13 protein-coding genes are annotated in these 16,771 nt (G+C 68.3%); 5 read left to right on the top strand and 8 right to left on the bottom strand.

Annotated elements, in window-relative coordinates; all coding sequences use genetic code 11:
* Positions 1-158: 158 nt before the first annotated feature.
* The 5 genes from V5D55_RS06585 (at position 159) to V5D55_RS06565 (ending at position 7,083) form a co-directional block, all read left to right on the top strand.
* Entirely contained in the window at positions 159-791 is a 633-nt protein-coding gene (locus V5D55_RS06585; protein WP_435748579.1) for a TetR/AcrR family transcriptional regulator, read from the top strand.
* The gene (locus tag V5D55_RS06580; protein WP_435748578.1) at positions 788-1,663 is read left to right on the top strand and encodes a hypothetical protein; all 876 of its coding nucleotides are present in this window, start codon (positions 788-790) and stop codon (positions 1,661-1,663) included. Before V5D55_RS06585 ends, V5D55_RS06580 begins: the two co-directional genes overlap by 4 nt.
* Complete coding sequence (locus V5D55_RS06575; RefSeq protein WP_435748577.1) at positions 1,660-3,495, top strand: YhgE/Pip family protein; 1,836 nt, start codon at positions 1,660-1,662, stop codon at positions 3,493-3,495. The genes V5D55_RS06580 and V5D55_RS06575 overlap by 4 nt, the downstream gene beginning before the upstream one ends.
* Positions 3,496-3,629: 134 nt before the next feature.
* Positions 3,630-6,290, top strand: coding sequence for a penicillin acylase family protein (locus V5D55_RS06570; protein WP_435748576.1), 2,661 nt, complete (start codon positions 3,630-3,632; stop codon positions 6,288-6,290).
* A 31-nt stretch (positions 6,291-6,321) separates the two neighbouring features.
* Positions 6,322-7,083, top strand: coding sequence for an alpha/beta fold hydrolase (locus tag V5D55_RS06565; RefSeq protein ID WP_435748575.1), 762 nt, complete (start codon positions 6,322-6,324; stop codon positions 7,081-7,083).
* Between the two features lie 155 nt (positions 7,084-7,238).
* Here V5D55_RS06565 and V5D55_RS06560 read toward each other — a convergent pair whose 3' ends face one another.
* From V5D55_RS06560 to V5D55_RS06525, 8 genes are all read right to left on the bottom strand, one after another.
* Complete coding sequence (locus V5D55_RS06560; protein ID WP_435748574.1) at positions 7,239-8,120, bottom strand: hypothetical protein; 882 nt, start codon at positions 8,118-8,120, stop codon at positions 7,239-7,241.
* A gap of 230 nt (positions 8,121-8,350) precedes the next feature.
* Positions 8,351-8,740: a monovalent cation/H(+) antiporter subunit G gene (mnhG, locus tag V5D55_RS06555; RefSeq protein WP_435748573.1), complete on the bottom strand. Its 390-nt coding sequence runs from the start codon at positions 8,738-8,740 to the stop codon at positions 8,351-8,353.
* Positions 8,737-9,006, bottom strand: a complete 270-nt coding sequence (locus V5D55_RS06550; RefSeq protein ID WP_435748572.1) for a monovalent cation/H+ antiporter complex subunit F — start codon at positions 9,004-9,006, stop codon at positions 8,737-8,739. The genes mnhG and V5D55_RS06550 overlap by 4 nt, the downstream gene beginning before the upstream one ends.
* Complete coding sequence (locus V5D55_RS06545; protein ID WP_435748571.1) at positions 9,003-9,599, bottom strand: Na+/H+ antiporter subunit E; 597 nt, start codon at positions 9,597-9,599, stop codon at positions 9,003-9,005. Before V5D55_RS06545 ends, V5D55_RS06550 begins: the two co-directional genes overlap by 4 nt.
* Positions 9,599-11,149 (bottom strand): Na+/H+ antiporter subunit D, encoded by a 1,551-nt coding sequence (locus V5D55_RS06540; protein WP_435748570.1) that lies wholly within the window; start codon positions 11,147-11,149, stop codon positions 9,599-9,601. Before V5D55_RS06540 ends, V5D55_RS06545 begins: the two co-directional genes overlap by 1 nt.
* The gene (locus V5D55_RS06535; protein ID WP_435748569.1) at positions 11,146-11,700 is read right to left on the bottom strand and encodes a Na(+)/H(+) antiporter subunit C; all 555 of its coding nucleotides are present in this window, start codon (positions 11,698-11,700) and stop codon (positions 11,146-11,148) included. The genes V5D55_RS06540 and V5D55_RS06535 overlap by 4 nt, the downstream gene beginning before the upstream one ends.
* Positions 11,700-14,657 carry a Na+/H+ antiporter subunit A gene (locus V5D55_RS06530; protein ID WP_435748568.1) on the bottom strand — a complete coding sequence of 986 codons (2,958 nt, stop codon included), beginning with the start codon at positions 14,655-14,657 and terminating at the stop codon, positions 11,700-11,702. Before V5D55_RS06530 ends, V5D55_RS06535 begins: the two co-directional genes overlap by 1 nt.
* Positions 14,658-14,856: 199 nt before the next feature.
* Positions 14,857-16,749 (bottom strand): alpha-L-fucosidase, encoded by a 1,893-nt coding sequence (locus V5D55_RS06525; RefSeq protein ID WP_435748567.1) that lies wholly within the window; start codon positions 16,747-16,749, stop codon positions 14,857-14,859.
* Between the last annotated feature and the right edge of the window lie 22 nt (positions 16,750-16,771).

Here is a 16,771-nt window from a genome sequence, read left to right as displayed (position 1 = left end):
GCACAATTCAGCAAGAATTCGGCCTATCGGGGCGCAGGAGACCCCTGAGCCCGGAGAACGGGCGTTCTTTGCTGAGTTGTGCACGCCGGACGGCGGCGACCCTGTGAGTCCCCCGAGTTATCTTGCACACTACTGTGCACTATAAGTACCATGGAGGCATGACCACACGTGCACCTCGCCGCGACGCCGTGGAAAATCGCGCCGGCATCCTCGACGCCGCCCGGACCACCCTGGCGACCGACCCGCACGCCTCGGTCGACGTCATCGCCCGCAGCGCCGGCCTCTCGCGCCGCACGCTCTACGGCCACTTCGTCGACCGCGACGCGCTGATCCGCGAACTCATCTCGAGCGGCGCACAGCGCTTCAATGCCATCGCCGCCTCCGTCGACGACCCCGACGCGCGCATCGCGCTCGCCCGGCTCACCGCGCGCCTCTGGCAAGAAGCCGCACACGTGCAGGTGGCCGCAGCCCTCGCCCTCGACGAGGCGCACGTCGAGCACACCGCCGCCGCCCTCGCACCCCTGCGCCGCACCGTCGCAGCGCTCGCCCGCCGCGGCCAGGAGGACGGCGCATTCCGCGAAGATCTCGCGGCCCCCACCCTCGCCCGGCTGATCGAGGAGATGGCGCGGACCGTCGTCTCCCGGACGGATGCCGCCAGCACCGGAGCCGCCAACGTCGCAGTGCGCACGGTGCTGAGCATCGCCGGGCTCTCCTGGCGCGAGGCCGATGAACTGCTCGCCGCACACCCCGACATCGTCGCCCCGCGCGTCGAAGAGGAGGCCCGCGCATGAGGATCACCCTGCAAGACGTGAGCAAGGGCCGCGGCGGTCAGGCACTCCCGGTGACGAGCCTCGAGTTCCACACCGGCGCCGTGCGCTTCGCCATCGCCGAGACCGAGCAGCGCCCCACCGTTCTCGGCCTGATCGCCAGCGGACGGATGCGGTCCGACTCCGGCCTCGTGACGATCGACGGCACCGCCGACGCCAAGGCGCTGCGGCGACAGGTCGCCCTGGTGGATGCTCCGGCTGTCAGCGATCCGCACGCCGACATCGCCCTGGCCGGCGTCGTCGGTGAGGAGCTGATGTTCGCCGGGGTCGCCGCCACGCCCATCCACGCGCGTCGCTGGCTCGCCCAACTGGGCTTCGCGGAACTCGCCTCCGTCCCGATCGGCAGCATCGACCCCGCGGCCCGAGTGCGGATTCTGTGCGAGCTCGCCGTGCTGCGCGACGGCGTCGAAGCCATCGTGCTCGTCTCGCCCGACCGTCACGGCGGCAGCCCCGATGGCTGGTGGCGCATCGCCGGTGAGTTCGCCGACCGCGGCTACGCGATGCTCGTGATCGTCGGCGGGTCCGCGGCCGTGGCCCTGGAGCGGATGCAGGAGTTCGACGCGGTCAACGCCTCCGGTCCGATCGAGCCGCTGGTGCTCGAGACCCCCGCGTCGGCGGACGAGGAACCGGATGCCGCGGCAGACGCCCTTCGTCTCGCTCCGCTCGCTCAGGAACCGGACCAACAAGAACCAGACCACCAGGAACCGGACCAGCAAGAACCGGACCAGCAAGAACCGGACCACCAGGAACCGGACCAGCAGGAACCGGACCAGCAAGAACCGGACCAGCAAGAACCGACCGCCGAAGAACCGACCGAGAACGGAGGCGCACGATGAAGGTTCCCGCCATGATCGCCGCCGAGCTGCGGCGCCTCACCGCGAGCAAGATGGGCATCATCGCTCTCGTCGCGCTGGTGTGCGTGCCGATCCTCTACGGCGGGCTCTACCTGTGGGCGAACCAGGATCCGTACGCGAAGTTCCCCGAGGTACCGGTGGCGCTGGTCGTCGACGACGAGGGCGCCCCGGCGGCCGCATCCTCCACCGGTGAAGCGACCCCCGAGACCGTGAACTACGGCGAAGACGTCGCCGACAACCTCATCGACGGCAACGCCTTCGACTGGCAGCGGATGACGGCGACCGAAGCGGCCGACGCGCTGCGCGACGGCACGGTCGACTTCACCGTGACGATTCCCTCCGACTTCTCGTCGGCGCTGACCTCGGCCGCGGGCGACGACCCGCACCAGGCTCGCATCGACCTCGAGACCAACGACGCGAACAACTACCTCGCCTCATCGATGGGCACGCAGGCGGTGGAGAAGATCCGCAGTTCCGTGGCCGAGATGGTCGGCAGCGAGGCGGCGGAGCGTCTTCTCACCGGACTGAGCGACGTGCGGGACAGCCTCATCACCGCGACCGACGGCGCGACCAAGCTCACGGACGGCGCGAACAGCGCAGCATCCGGAAGTTCCACGCTGGCCGACGGCACCTCGAAGCTCGCCGACGGCACCGCGCAGCTGGCCTCGGGGGCACGGACTCTCGCCGACGGTGCGTCGCAGGTGAGTGCCGGAAACCGCCAACTCGCCGATGTCGCCGACCGCGCGGGCTCCGCGGTGCAGCAGGCGGCGGATGCGCTGCCCCAGGTGCGCTCCGACATCGCCACGGTGCTCGCCGATCAGGGCCTCACCCAGACCGAGATCGACGACGTCCTCGCCCGGCTCGACCCGCTCGCATCGCGCCTGCAGGACGGCAACAGCAAGGTGCAGGCGGCGGTCGGCAAGGTCGATCAGCTCGCCGCAGGCGCAGCATCCGTCGCCTCCGGCGCCTCCGAGCTCGCGACGGGCGCGGGCACTGTCGCGTCCGGAGCATCCGCCGCCAACACCGGCGCGGCACAGCTGCGCGACGGCCTCAGCACTCTCGCCTCCGGCACCGCCGAACTGCGCGACGGCCTCTCCGACGGGGTCGAGCAGATCCCGGCATCCACCCCCGACCTGCGCTCCCTCCAGGCGGACACGATCGCCGATCCGGTGAAGGTGTCGAGCGACAAGGTCGCGTCCGCCGAGGACTACGGCGCAGGCCTCGCCCCCTTCTTCGCGGCCCTCTCGGCCTGGATCGGCATCTACGCCCTCTTCCTGATCGTGAAGCCGATCTCGCGTCGCGCGATCACGGCGCTGCACTCCCCGATCCGCATCACGCTGGCCGGCTGGCTGACGCCCGCATCGCTGGGCGCCGTGCAGATGGTCGGCCTGATGGGCATCCTCGCGATCACCCTCGGCTTCACATTCGACAACCCGATCGGAACGCTCGGGGTGATGGTGTTCGCGTCGGCGACCTTCGCGGCGATCATCCTCGCGCTCAACGTCTGGCTCGGTTCCGTCGGGCAGTTCCTCGGCCTGGTGCTGATGGTGCTGCAGCTCGTCACCGCGGGCGGCACATTCCCGTGGCAGACCCTGCCGGCCCCACTCGCGGCACTCCATCACGTGCTGCCGCTGGGCTACGTAGTCGACGCGATGCGCCAGCTCATGTACGGCGGAGATCTGGCCCGCGCCGGCTGGGACCTCGCCGTGCTGGGGATGTGGCTCGTCGGCGCCCTCCTGCTCGCCATGATCGGCGTGACGCGCATGACGCACCGGCGCACCCTGCGCGACCTGCAGCCCAGCCTGATCGGATGATCGCCGAGCGTCCTGCGCGAGAGACCCTCGCGCAGGACGCGCGGACGGATAGGATGCGAGAGCGCGCACCTGAAACGCGCACTGGGGCTCGGTGGGACTGAGTTCCACCTGGCTACCCGAAGGTGTTCTCGACGATGACGACCGATTCGCAGGCGATTGCCGTCCCTTCGCGCCCCGCCTTGGGCGTCCGGATCGGGCGCATCGCGTTCCTCGTCATCGCAGGGATCGTCGTCGTCGCGGTCGCCGCCGCCTTCTTCGTCACCTGGACCATCCAGCGTTCCTTCCCTCAGACGGAGGGGAGCGTGACGCTGAACGGCCTCGAGGCAGAAGTCACCGTGCAGCGCGACGCCCGCGGCATCCCCACCATCACCGCCGACACGACCCACGATCTCTTCTATGCCGAAGGATTCGTGCACGCGCAGGATCGGTTCTTCGAGATGGACTTCCGTCGCCACGTCACCTCCGGCCGTGTCGCCGAGATGTTCGGCGAATCGCAGGCCGGGACCGACGCATTCCTGCGCACGCTCGGATGGCGCAAGGTCGCCGAAGCCGAGGTCGAGGCGATGGACGAAGTCACCCGCGGCTACTACGAGTCGTACGCCGACGGCGTGAACGCCTACCTCGCATCACGCTCCGGTGCGGAGCTGTCCCTCGAATATGCCGTCATCGGCATGCAGAGTGCGGACTACGCCCCGGAGCCGTGGGAACCCGCCGACTCCGTCGCCTGGCTCAAGGCGATGGCCTGGGATCTGCGCGGCAACGTCGAAGACGAGACGGAGCGCGCGCTGCTGGCCGCCGAGCTCGAGGCGGACGGATCGGATGCTGCCGCTGACACATCCGCGCTGCTCGCCAAGCTCTACCCCGACTACCCGTTCGACGAGAACCCGGTCATCGTGCCGAAGATCTCGACGGTGCCGGCGCTGGGCACCGACGCGGAGCCGGCGGCGTTCACCTCCGACCAAGAGGGCGAGGCGCAGCAGGCCGTCACGACGGTCGAGTGGCAGCAGACGTCGAGCGTGATCGAGGCAGCGAGCCTGCTCGTGGGCAATGTCGGGGAAGGCATCGGATCGAACTCCTGGGTCGTCTCCGGCGACCTCACCGAAACCGGTATGCCGCTCCTCGCCAACGATCCGCACCTCGGCGCGTCCCTCCCCTCGGTCTGGTACCAGGTGCAGCTGAAGTGCTCGACCGTGAACGAGGCATGCCCGTTCGACGTCGGCGGCTTCTCGTTCTCGGGCCTTCCCGGCATCGTGATCGGACACAACCAGAAGGTCGCGTGGGGCTTCACGAACCTGACCACCGACGTCACCGACCTCTACGTCGAGCGCGTGCAGGGCGACGAGTACTGGCGGGACGGCGAGCTGGTGCCGCTCGAGGAGAGCACCGAGACCATCAAGGTCGCGGGCGGAGATGACATCGAGCTGACGATCCGCTCGACCGTGCACGGCCCGATCATCTCCGGCCTCACCGATGACTTCACGGCCATCGCCGACGACCCGGTTCCGGGGCTCGCGGCCGGAGATGCGCCCTCGACGACGGGCGGCCCCGCCGACGCGGCGGACGACGCGGAGTACGCGGTCAGCCTGCGCTGGACCGCGCTCGACCCCGGCACCGCCGCCACCGCGATCTTCGCCCTCTCGACTGCGCAGGACTTCGACGACTTCCGGGCCGCGGCATCCCTCTTCGACGTCCCGGCGCAGAACCTCATCTACGCCGACACCGAGGGCAACATCGGATACCAGACGCCAGGACGGCTGCCGATCCGCGGAGCCGGCGACGGATGGATGCCGCAGCCGGGATGGGACAGCAGCTACGACTGGACCGGCTTCATCCCGTTCGAGGATCTGCCGGTGTCGTACAACCCCACCTCGGGGTACATCGTCACCGCGAACAACGCCATCGTGACCGACGACTACGAGTACTTCCTCTCCCGCGACTGGGACTACGGATATCGGGCCGCGCGCATCGCGCACCTCATCGAACGCCGAGCGGCCACCGCGCCGCTGACCGCGCAGGACATGCGCGAGATCCAGATGGACAGCGAGATGTGGATCGGCAAGCATCTCGCAACGGCCATGGGCGATGTCGAGGTGTCGGGCGCCGGACCTCGAGAAGCGGTCGCGCTGCTCCGTTCGTGGGACGCCCAGAACACGGCATCCTCTCCGGCGGCGGCGTACGCGAACGTCCTGTGGTCGAACCTCGTGCAGAACATCTTCGCCGAGCGGGCGCAGCCCCTGCCCATCGAAGGCCACGGCCGCCTGTTCACCGTCGTCTCGGCAATGCTGGAAGACCCGTTCGACCCGCTGTGGACGAACCCCGAGATCGACGTCGACGGGATGGACGAGATGCTCGCCCTGTCGGCGGAAGAGGCCTACACGGAGCTGGCCGCCCTTCAGGGCGAGGCGGTCGCCCGCTGGAACTGGGGTGACCTGCACGCCATCACGCTCACCAGCGACACCCTCGGCACCTCGGGGATCGCGCCGATCGAAGCACTCTTCAACCGCGGGCCCTTCCCCGTGGGCGGCGGCGCCTCGGTCGTGAACGCCACCGGCTGGGACATCGGCACCTCGTATGCCACGACCACGGTGCCGTCGATGCGCATGGTGATCGACCTGTCCGACTTCGACGACTCGACGTGGATCCAGCTCACCGGCGCCTCCGGCCACGCCTTCGATGAGCACTACATCGACCAGACCGGCGACTGGGCGACCGGCATCCAGAAACCGTGGGCGTTCACGGCCGACGCGGTCGACGCGGCGACGACCGACACCCTGGTCCTGACGCCCGCCCCGTGACCCGTTCAGCCTCGTCGACTACCGTTGACGAGTGCCGAACAGCTATCTCGCCCCGAAGGGCACCCCCGTCACCCTGCTCGAGTACGAGTACGGCGGAGCGACCCTCATCGCCGAGACGTTCGGCGAGGGCGACCACACCTTCCTGCTGCTGCACGGGATCGGCATGGGCCGCAGCGTCTACCTCGATGTCGTGCAGCGGCTGAAAGGCCGCGTCATCGCCCTCGACCTGCCCGGCTTCGGCGAGGCACCCGAACCCACCCGCAACCTCACGATGGAACGGCACGCCGACCTGGTCGCGGCCTACCTGCGGCACGTCGATGCCGATCCGGTCGTGGTGATCGGGCACTCCATGGGGAGTCAGATCGCTGCGGAACTCGCGGCGCGGCATCCGTCGCTCGTCGAAGGCGTGGTGCTCGCCGGACCGACCGTCGACAAGGCGGCGCGCAACGTCGCGGCCCAGGCCCGCTACCTCTTGACCGATCTGGTCGGAGAGCGCCCGCTGGTGATCTGGCGCGGAGCCCGCGAGTACCTCCGCGGCGGACCGCATCTGATCCGCAAGATCAGGGCCACGATCGTGCACGAGCCGGAAGACGCGTTCCGCCGCATCGACTGTCCGGTGCTCGTGCTGCGCGGCGAGGACGACCCGCTCGCGCCGATGAGCTGGTGCCGGGCGATCCTGGACGCCATCCCGGGCGCCGAGTTGAAGGTCATCCCCGACCACGGCCACGGCACGCTGATCAGCGACTCCGAACCCGCCGCGCGCTACATCCAGGGCTTCGCCGACAAGCTCTGAACCCGGGCGCGGAAGGTGCCGGTGCCGCGCTGTTCGGGCTAAGCGTCGGTGCTGTCGCGTGCGTGCCTGTGCCTCGCTGTTCACAATTCAGTCAGAATTCTCGCTAGTTGCCCTGCTCGCTCCGTTCTGAGTCATCGCACGGTGTTCTTGCTGAATTATGAACGCCGACCGCCGGTAAACCTCGGGCCAAGCACCTCGATGATCTCCCGCAACGCCTGCTGAACTGTCGACTCGTCGCCGAGGATGTCCGCCGCCAACGGCCGAATCGTCACGTACCCCCGGCGAGCGGCCGCCAGATCCCGTCTTCGGTCGTCCTGCTGCTTCTGCCAGCCCTCGTGGAACTCCCTGCTGTCGCATTCGATGATCAGCCACCCTTCCACCACGAAGTCGACGCGACCGACGCCGACGATGAAGACCTGCGTCTCGTAGGAGACGCCGATCGTCCGCAGGATCAGGCGCACGAAGGTCTCCGGACCCGACTCCGCTGATCCGTCGACGAGCGGGCGCAAGATCTGGAAACGGGCCGGCAGACCCTCGAAGACTCTGTCGAGTCCTGGAATAGCCGTCAGCCCGTGGTGCACGAGGCTGTCCAGGGTCGCGACGGCGGCGCGTGGCTCCTGGCACCGCACCGCGTGACGGACGGCGTCGACCAACGGCGCGACGTGGAGAAGGGCGGGCGCACCCGACGAGTGGTTCCAGTGATAGGTCACGTTTCGGACCCTCGGCTTGCGCAGCCGGGCGCTTCCTCGCGTGACGAACACGTGCAGACCTTTGGGTCGGTGGACGAACACGCCCATCAAGGCGAGTAGGGACAAGCACGTCAACCGCCCGCCGATCCGAACGGCCTCCACGATGCCCGCATCCACTGCTGTGAGGAGATACCGGTCACGACGGACATGCTGGAGGCTTCCCTGACGCACGGCAGATGCGATCGCCCGGCCGGACAACCCTTGCTGGATCAGGTCGGTCCGCGTGAAAGCGATCCGTGAGTAGACGGCGGCGGCGCGTTGCGGGACGGTGTGCTTCTCATGGGTCATCCGAGAAGTCTGCGAATCATCGGCTCTGTCGAGTGCGCGGATCCGCGGATTGTGGACGAGAGGCTGATCGGTCGCGATCGGTGCAGAAGTAGTCACACGGCTGGAGGTGGTTCACAATTCAGCAAGAAATGCGCAGCTTCCGGCTTCTAGAGCTCGAAAGGGCCTTGAACCAGATTCTGGCTGAATTGTGAACGCCCGACACCCGCGCGCGGCCGGCCGGCCACCCGCACCTACCCCGCGGCGGGCGGGGTCTGCTTCGACTCGGCCAGCTCGTCGACGACGAGGCCGCGCTGATCGGTGGTGCCGTTGCGATAGGCCTGCCGTCCGACCATGTGCGCCGAGAGTGGGGCGGTCGCGAACTGCATCAGCACGATCGGGACGACCAGCACCAGCCCGATCAGGATGCCGCCGACAGACCGCTGCGACAGCGCGATCGCGCCGCAGATGAGGACGAGTCCGAGCACCTGCGGCTTGGTGGCGGCGTGCAGGCGGGACGGCACATCGCGGAAGTGCAGCAGCCCGACTGCGGCAGACAGGCACAGCAGAGCGCCGAGCAGGATGAGGACCAGCACCGCCACGTCGATCACGGCATCCGGGATCATGAGACCGAGCACGTTCATTGCGTCGTGTTGTCCCTTCTCGCGACGAAGCGGGCGACGGCGATCGAGCCGAACACACCGATCGCGGCGATGATCAGCAGCACGGGGATGCTGCGGGTGTGACCGTTGATGGCCATCTCGGCGCCGAGCACGCACATCACCTCGGTCAGCAGCACGTCGGATGCGACGGCACGGTCGAGGATCGACGGTCCGCGCACGATGCGGATCACGGTGAGGATCGCGGCGAGGCCGAACACCACCATGATCGCCAGCATGAGCACGTTCATCGAGCACCGCCCTTCACACGTCCGCCGACGACGCCGGCTCGCTCGTCGGCCTTGAGGGCACGGTACTGCTCCGGGTCTCCGAGTGCACGCACGATCCGGCGCTCCCACAGCAGCACTCCGGCGCGCTGCTTCTCGACGTCGGCGGCGTCGCGCACGCCGATCACGTGGAGGTAGAGGATCCGCCGGTCGCGATCGGCCTCGACGATGAGCGAACCGGGGATGAGCGACGACGTGACCGCGACGTGCGTCATGACCAGATCGTCGGCGTAGCGCAGCTGCACGGCGATGATCGCGGCTCCCGGCTGACGGCGGAAGTCGAAGACCTGCCTCGTGACCGACAGCGCGCCCCGCAGCACGGCGAACAGGAACTGCACCACGAACAGCGCCGCGTACCAGAGGTTGATGCGGCCCGACAACGCGACCGTCGGCAGGCGGAACACGCGCGTGACGAACACCGCGACGATCAGCCCGGTCAGGAAGGACAGCACCGTGAACTGCGCCCACAGCAGCATCCACAGCACGACGAGCCAGGCGAGGAACGGCAGCTGCACGCGGATGTCGCGCCAGAGGTGACGTCGGGTGTCACGCGCCATCAGCCCACCTCCTCTTCCAGCTGCACGAGGTTCACCGGCTGCAGGAGTCCCGCGCCGATGCGGTCGCAGAGGGCGTAGAGAGGACCGGCGAAGATCGTCAGCGCGACGGTGACCGCGACCATCCCTCCGGTCGCGAGCGTCATGATCTTCGGGATGCGGCGCTTCTTCTGCTGGTCGTCGGCGGCGGGCGCGTTGCCGAGATAGGAGATGCGGCCCTCGGTCTCGGTCGAGTCCTCCTCCTCGCGCCAGAACGCGAGGTTCCAGGCGCGCATCAGCGCATAGAGGGTGAGCAGCGAGGTGACGATGCCGCCGATGATCAGCACGATCATCAGGGGTGTACCGACGGATGCCGCGGCCTCGAACAGCGCGAATTTGCCGATGAATCCGGAGAAGGGTGGCAGGCCGCCGAGGTTGATCGCGGGGACGAAGTAGAGCACGGCGATGACGGGTGCGACCTTGAGCAGTCCCTTCACCCGCAGGATCGAGGTGCTGCCAGCTCGACGTTCGACGAGTCCGACCGCGAGGAACAGGGTCGTCTGCACGACGATGTGGTGGACGATGTAGTACACCGTCGCGCCGATGGCAGCCGGAGTGGCGATCGCCAGTCCGAAGATCATGTACCCGACGTGGCTGACGAGCGTGAACGACAGGATTCGTTTCAACTCCGCCTGGGCGACAGCGCCGAGCACTCCGATGATCATGGTCGCCAACGCGATGATGAGCAGCACTGTGTCGATGCTGTTCGACGCGAAGAGCTGCGTCTCGGTGCGGATCAGTGCGTAGACGCCGACCTTCGTCAGCAAGCCGGCGAACACCGCCGTGACCGGTGCCGGCGCGGTCGGATACGAGTCGGGGAGCCAGAACGACACCGGGAAGATGGCCGCCTTGATGCCGAAGGCGATCACGAGCATGAGGTGCAGCACGAGCTGCGTCTCCTGCGGCAGCTCCGACATCCGCTCGGCGATCTGCGCCATGTTCACGGTGCCGAGCGCCCCGTAGATCATCGCGATCGAGGCGAGGAACAGGATCGACGACACCAGCGAGACGACGATGTAGACGGCGCCGGTGCGGATGCGGGACTCGGTGCTGCCGAGCGTGATGAGCACGTACGACGCGACCAGCAGGATCTCGAAGCCGACGTAGAGGTTGAACAGATCGCCCGCGATGAACGCGTTGAAGATGCCCGCCGCGAGGATCAGGTACGAGGGGTTGAAGATCGAGATCGGCGTCTCTTCCGCGCCGTCGGCGACCCCCTGGCCGATCGAGAAGAGCAGGACGGCGAGCAGCACGATGCTGGACACCAGCACGAGAAGCGCCGCGAGGCGATCGACGTACAGCACGATCCCGAACGGCACCGGCCATCCGCCGACCGAGACGGCGAGCGGGGCTCCGGCATCGACGACGACCAGCAGCACCGCCGCGATCACGGAGACGATGGCGAGCGTGGCGACGGTGACGAACACCTGCAGGCGGACGTTGCGGCCGAAGACGAGGGTGACCGCGGCCCCGAGGAGCGGGAGCGCGACGAGGAGGGGGACGAGTGCGGTCATGGCGTCTCCTCTCCGTTCTCAGGACGCTTCTCGGGACGCCCCGCGGGACGTGCGTCCGGGGCGTCGAAGGGCGCGTCGTCGTGGATCGAGGGATGGTCGCGCATGTGCAGCACCGTGATCGGCGCCGTCTGCACGCCGACGAAGTCGGTGGTCGCCTCCTCCTCGAGGTTCGCGTCGTCTTCCAGGACGTCTTCGTCGGCGTCGGTGCGCTCGCGCAGGGCGATGTCGGCCTCGTCGTCCTCGACCGTGTCGGCCTGGCCCAGCTGCCAGGAACGGTAGATGAGCGCGAGGAGGAAGGCCGACACCGCGAAGGTGATCACGATGGCGGTGAGCGTGAGCGCCTGCGGGAGCGGATCGCTCATCTCGCCCTCGGTGCCGAAGAACGGCGCGTTGCCCGGCACGCCCATCACGATCAACAGCAGCAGGTTCGTCGCGTTGCCGAGCAGCAGGAAGCCGATGAGCACGCGGGTGAGGCTGCGCTCGAGCATCGCGTACACGCCGCAGGCGAAGAGAACCGCCATGACGATGATCAGGGTGAGCGAGACGTCCATCAGGCACGCACCCCGCTCTCGGTCGGGCTCTCGGAAAGACGGAAGGCGGCCTGCCGGTCGACCTCGGCGCCGAGGCTGCGCAGCACGTCCAGCACCAGCCCGATCACGACGAGGTAGACGCCGACGTCGAAGATCGTCGAGGTGACGAACTCCATGTGCCCGATGCCGGGGATCTCCCACTCCCAGAACGAGCTGGTCAGCGGCGCGAGGCCGAAGAACAGCGGCACCACGGCGGTGCCGACGGCGAGGATGAGTCCGGCACCGAGGAGGCGACCGGCATCCGTCGGTGTGGCGGCGCCGAGTTCCCAGCGACCGCCGGCGATGTAGCGCATCACCAGCGCCATGCCCGCGACCAGGCCGCCGGCGAAGCCGCCGCCGGGGAGGTTGTGTCCGGCGAACAGCAGGAAGATCGAGACCACGATGATGGTGTGGAAGAGGATGCGGACGATGACCTCGAGCAGGATCGACCGGTTCTCCGGTTTCATCTTCTGACCGCCGACGAGCCAGGCCCGGGGGCTGTCCTCGTTCTCGGAGGTCTGGAAGCGGATGCCCTCGGTGGTCTCGACGAGCGGGCGGCTGCGCGCCGCCTTGCGCGTTGCCCTCGGGAGCACCTTCGTCGCCGCGAGCAGGTCGGCGCGGTGCGTGACGAACACGAGCGAGGCCACCCCGGTCGCGGCCAGCACGAGCACCGACAGCTCGCCCATCGTGTCCCAGCCGCGCAGGTCGACGAGCGCGACGTTGACCACGTTCTTGCCGTGACCGATCTCGTACGCGAGCTTCGGGAACGCCTCCGAGATCGGTTCGGCGATCCGGGATTGTGTGGCGACGACCGCGACGAACGCCATCGTGACGCCCACGCCGATGGCGAGAAGGGCGCGCGGGATGCGACTGACCGAGGCGTTGTGCTGGCCCATGCGCGCGGGGAGCCTCCGCAGCACGAGGGCGAACGTCACCATCGTGACCGTCTCGACCAGGATCTGGGTGAGCGCGAGGTCGGGCGCGCCGCTCGTCGCGAAGAGGGCGACCATGCCGAGGCCGGTGACCGAGACGAGCACGACGCCCGTGTATCGCTTCTGCGCCCGCACGGCGAAGACGCCGGCGACGGCCATGATCGGTGCGACGGCGATCTGTGCCGGGGTGTGCCAGGCCGAGAGGTTGTACCGGTCGACGTCGCTGGCGATGAGCGCGGTCACCTCGGCCGCGACGAACACCACGAAGATCGTTCCGACGTAGACGGGCAGCGAACCACGCTGAGTGAGGGTGGTACTGAGCACGGAGAGGCGGTCGATCCCGCGCACGACGAGGTAGTAGGCGTCTGCAGCGGTGAACGGGAGCATTCGCGCCTTGCCGTCCCACCCGCTGCGTCGGGTGAGCAGGAACAGTCCGAGGCCGAGCAGGATCGTCAGGATCGAGATGCCCAGCGCGGGCTCGAGCCCGTGCCAGAGCGCCAGATGCCCCGGCCCCTCGACGGCCTCGCCTGCCGCGTCGAGCCCGGGGGTGGCAGTGACGGCGTACCCCTGCAGCGCGACGTCGAGCGCGGGCGCCCCGATGCCGGCGGCGAGCGTGACACCGGCGAGGATGATCGGAGCCGAGAGGAACCCCACGGGCGGGTCCGGCCAGGCGGTGTCGGGGAGGCGCTGACCCTGATCGTCGCGCTTCTTCCAGAAGGCTCCCCACAGGAAGCGCGCCCCATATGCCGCTGTGAGCATGGAACCGAGGCCGACGCCGATGATCGCGATCAGGCCCCACACCGAGCCGCCCTGAGCGTCGTGGAGAAGCGCGGTGAGAGTGGACTCCTTGGCGACGAAACCGATGGTCGGAGCGACCCCGGCCATCGACGCCACCGAGATGAATGCCGCGGTCGCCATGACCGGCGCCTGTCGACCCACTCCCGAGAGCTCGGTGATGTCACGCGTGGAGAGCTGACGGTCGATCACACCCACGATGAGGAACAGCGCCGACTTGAACAGGGCGTGTCCGAGGACGAGGGCGAGGCCGGCGAGGGCGGTGGCCTGCGTACCGTAGCCGACGACCAGGGCGAAGAACCCGAGCTGGCTGACGGTGCCGAAGGCGAGCACGCGCTTGAGGTCGGTCTCGCGCAGCGCCTGGATACCGCCCAGCAGCATGGTCACGATGCCGAGCGTGATGACGATCGGTCGCCAGGGAGCGCTGAAGGCGAAGATCGGCGCGAATCGCGCGATGAGGTAGATACCGGCCTTCACCATCGCGGCGGCGTGCAGGTACGCGCTCACCGGTGTGGGGGCGGCCATCGCCCCCGGCAGCCAGAAGTGGAAGGGGAAGAGCGCGGACTTGCTGATCGCCCCGATCAGGAGCATCACGATCGCCGCGTCGACGATCGGCCCGGTGGGCGCGATCTCGAGGATCTCGCGGATGCTGGATGTGCCGGCATCCACCACCAGGAGCACCACGCCCACGAACATCACCAGACCGCCGAGAGTGGTCACCAGCAGCGCCTGCAGGGCGGCACGTCGGCTGACCGCGCGGCGGCGGTAGTGACCGATGAGGAGGTACGAGAGGATGCTCGTCACCTCCCAGAACATCACGAGCATGACCAGGTCATCCGTGAGCACGAGTCCGTACATCGCGCCGGCGAATCCGAGCAGCACGCCGGCGAACTGGCCGATCCCTGCCGTGTCGTCGAGGAAGTACCAGCGGCAGTACAGCAGCACGAGGGCACCGACGCCCGTGACGATCAGCGTGAGGACCCACCCCAGCACGTCCATGTGCATCGACAGGTTCAAGCCGAGCTGCGGGATCCAGGACGCCGAGACGAACGGAGCGGAGCCGTCGAGGACGTCGGGTGTGCGGACCAGCGCGTGCACGAATGCCGCGGCGGGAATGAGAGCGGCGATGATGAATGCCTGCGACCCCAGCCAGCGCACCAGCACGGGCATCAGCAGCGACCCGAGGAGGAAGACGGCGAGGAGCGTCAGCATATACGCGGCTCCCTCGGGGCTCGTCGGCCGAATGGCACAGGCGGGCGGGTGTTCCTCCAGTTTACCGGCGTGAGGGAACCGTGAGGTTCCCGCGCAGAAGAGAGGTGCGCGGAACGGATCCGCGCACCTCTCTTCTGCTGCCCCGGACGCCGCTATACGCCGGCTTCGCGCCGTCCGCGCGGCCGCGCCATCCGAGTTGTCATCGAATCCCTCCCGCCGCACCGACCTCGGCGAGCCGCGAGACGATCGCCGCGCTGAGCCTTCCGTCGCGTCCCGGACCCACGTTGAGGAGGTACTGGTACCCCTCCCCCCGCAGGAAGGTCAGGCGACCCATGATGTCGGCTGTCGATCGAGGGGTCGCGGCGGAGTTGTTGAACCAGGTCCCGCCGATCGTCTCGGCGCGCTGCGTCGGCTTGGTGCGATCCGCCGCCGGCACCGTGTACTCGAAAGACGACAGATCCGTCGTACCGACGGTGTCCCAGTGATCGTTGTTCACGATCGTCGTTCCGGGTGAGATGTTGCGGATGAAGGCGAGGATCTGCTCACTGTCGACCTCGCTGAAACTGGTCGCCCACGGTTCGTTGTTGTTCTCCCACCCGAGACAGTCGAACCAGATCTGGGAGATCTCCCCGTATCCGGTCAGCAGCTCACGGAGCTGGTTGTGGATCAACTGCTGGGTCTCTCCATTCGTACGGTCGCAGATCGAGTAGTACAGCCCGACCTTCAGACCGGCCCCACGGAAGGAGGTGGCGTACTTGGCCACGATGTCCTGCGTGAACCCGCTCGACGCGACGTCGTATGAGTTGCTCGCCGTGTTCCAGAGAGCGAAACCGTCGTGGTGCTTCGTGGTGAGCACGCCGTACTTCATGCCCGCGCTCGCGGCCGCGGCCGCCCATTGATCGGTGTCGACCGATGTCGGGTTGAAGGTCGACGCCGGCGTGCCCGGAGTCGCCCACTCCTGGCCGGTGTACGTGCTCATGTTGTAGTGGATGAACATGCCGAAGTCGAGCTGCAGTGCCTGGGCTGCACCGTTCGCCGGGGCGGCCGGTGGGCCGGCGTCGAAGATCTCGACCTCGGCGAGGTTGAGATAGTCGGTGCGGTTCGACTGAACGCGGATGTAGCGTGCGGAGCGGTTCAGAGTCACCTCGCCGGAACGGCCCATGTTCTGAACCCGCTTCGCCGTGACGCCGGGCTGTGCGAGCGTCTGCGCGAGGTTCGTCGAGGTGAAGGGCACGTCCGACGCCAGGACGTAGAAGTCCGAGGTGCGCTCCGTGCAGCAGCCGGTGCGTCCCCACACGCGCACAGTGGTCAGCTGCTTCACCGAGCGGAGGTCCGCCTGCCACCACTCGTTCGCCCCTGTTCCCGTGTGGCTGACCGATCCCTTCGCCCAGTCGCCGGTCACGATGCCGTCCTGCGCGTTGGTGGCGACCCCGGTGGAGTACGTGGACGACTGACTCGACGCCGCACCGAGAGCGAGATTCCGGTGCAGAGGCTTCGCGGGAGAGTCGCCGGGCGACTGCACCTCGACCTCGCTCAGGCTCAGGTATCCGGTGCCGGCGAGCTGTACGCGGATGTATCGCGCCGATCGGGCGATCGCCACCGTCGACTTGGTGCCCGTGCCGGCGACGTGGACTGCCGTGACTCCGGCCTGCGCGCGGGCGGCGTTCAGATCGGTCGAAGCGAACGGAGTGCTCGAAGCGAGGACCCAGTAGTCCTGCAGGCGTCCGCCGCAGCACGCCGGAGATCCTTGCCCGAGTCCCTGGATGTCCCAGTCGCTGCGGTTCCACACGACGACGTTGCCGACCGCGGTCTCGGCCTGCAGATCGACCTGCCACCAGGCCTGTGCGTCGGAGTTCGTGTGCGTGACGGAGCCTGCCGCGTATGCCCCATCGCGATTGCCGTCGACGGCCAGCGCGGCGCTCGCGCCCAGCGTGGAACTCTGCGTGGCGGGCTTCCCGACGGCCAGATGGCCGACCGCGTACTGGGGTTTGGGCGCCGCCGACGCCGGGGAAGCCACCAGCAACCCGAGCGTGAGCGCCGCGACCGCGGCGAGAGAGGCGGAGACAGTGGCGCTTCGGCGCGCTTTCATCATGGTGAACCAACTTCCTTGTCGG

Source organism: Microbacterium sp. PMB16, assembly GCF_051294855.1.
Classification (GTDB): domain Bacteria; phylum Actinomycetota; class Actinomycetes; order Actinomycetales; family Microbacteriaceae; genus Microbacterium.
The sequence above is the reverse complement of the archived record's forward strand: the minus strand, read 5'-3'. Positions and strand labels throughout refer to the sequence as shown.

Excerpts from the sequence above, each read along its gene's own strand:
- V5D55_RS06585 (WP_435748579.1), top strand. The coding sequence starts at position 159 with ATGACCACACGTGCACCTCGCCGCGACGCCGTGGAAAATCGCGCCGGC.
- V5D55_RS06580 (WP_435748578.1), top strand. The coding sequence starts at position 788 with ATGAGGATCACCCTGCAAGACGTGAGCAAGGGCCGCGGCGGTCAGGCA.
- V5D55_RS06575 (WP_435748577.1), top strand. The coding sequence starts at position 1,660 with ATGAAGGTTCCCGCCATGATCGCCGCCGAGCTGCGGCGCCTCACCGCG.
- V5D55_RS06570 (WP_435748576.1), top strand. The coding sequence starts at position 3,630 with ATGACGACCGATTCGCAGGCGATTGCCGTCCCTTCGCGCCCCGCCTTG.
- V5D55_RS06560 (WP_435748574.1), bottom strand. The coding sequence starts at position 8,120 with ATGACCCATGAGAAGCACACCGTCCCGCAACGCGCCGCCGCCGTCTAC.
- mnhG (WP_435748573.1), bottom strand. The coding sequence starts at position 8,740 with ATGAACGTGCTCGGTCTCATGATCCCGGATGCCGTGATCGACGTGGCG.
- V5D55_RS06550 (WP_435748572.1), bottom strand. The coding sequence starts at position 9,006 with ATGAACGTGCTCATGCTGGCGATCATGGTGGTGTTCGGCCTCGCCGCG.
- V5D55_RS06545 (WP_435748571.1), bottom strand. The coding sequence starts at position 9,599 with ATGGCGCGTGACACCCGACGTCACCTCTGGCGCGACATCCGCGTGCAG.
- V5D55_RS06540 (WP_435748570.1), bottom strand. The coding sequence starts at position 11,149 with ATGACCGCACTCGTCCCCCTCCTCGTCGCGCTCCCGCTCCTCGGGGCC.
- V5D55_RS06535 (WP_435748569.1), bottom strand. The coding sequence starts at position 11,700 with ATGGACGTCTCGCTCACCCTGATCATCGTCATGGCGGTTCTCTTCGCC.
- V5D55_RS06530 (WP_435748568.1), bottom strand. The coding sequence starts at position 14,657 with ATGCTGACGCTCCTCGCCGTCTTCCTCCTCGGGTCGCTGCTGATGCCC.
- V5D55_RS06525 (WP_435748567.1), bottom strand. The coding sequence starts at position 16,749 with ATGATGAAAGCGCGCCGAAGCGCCACTGTCTCCGCCTCTCTCGCCGCG.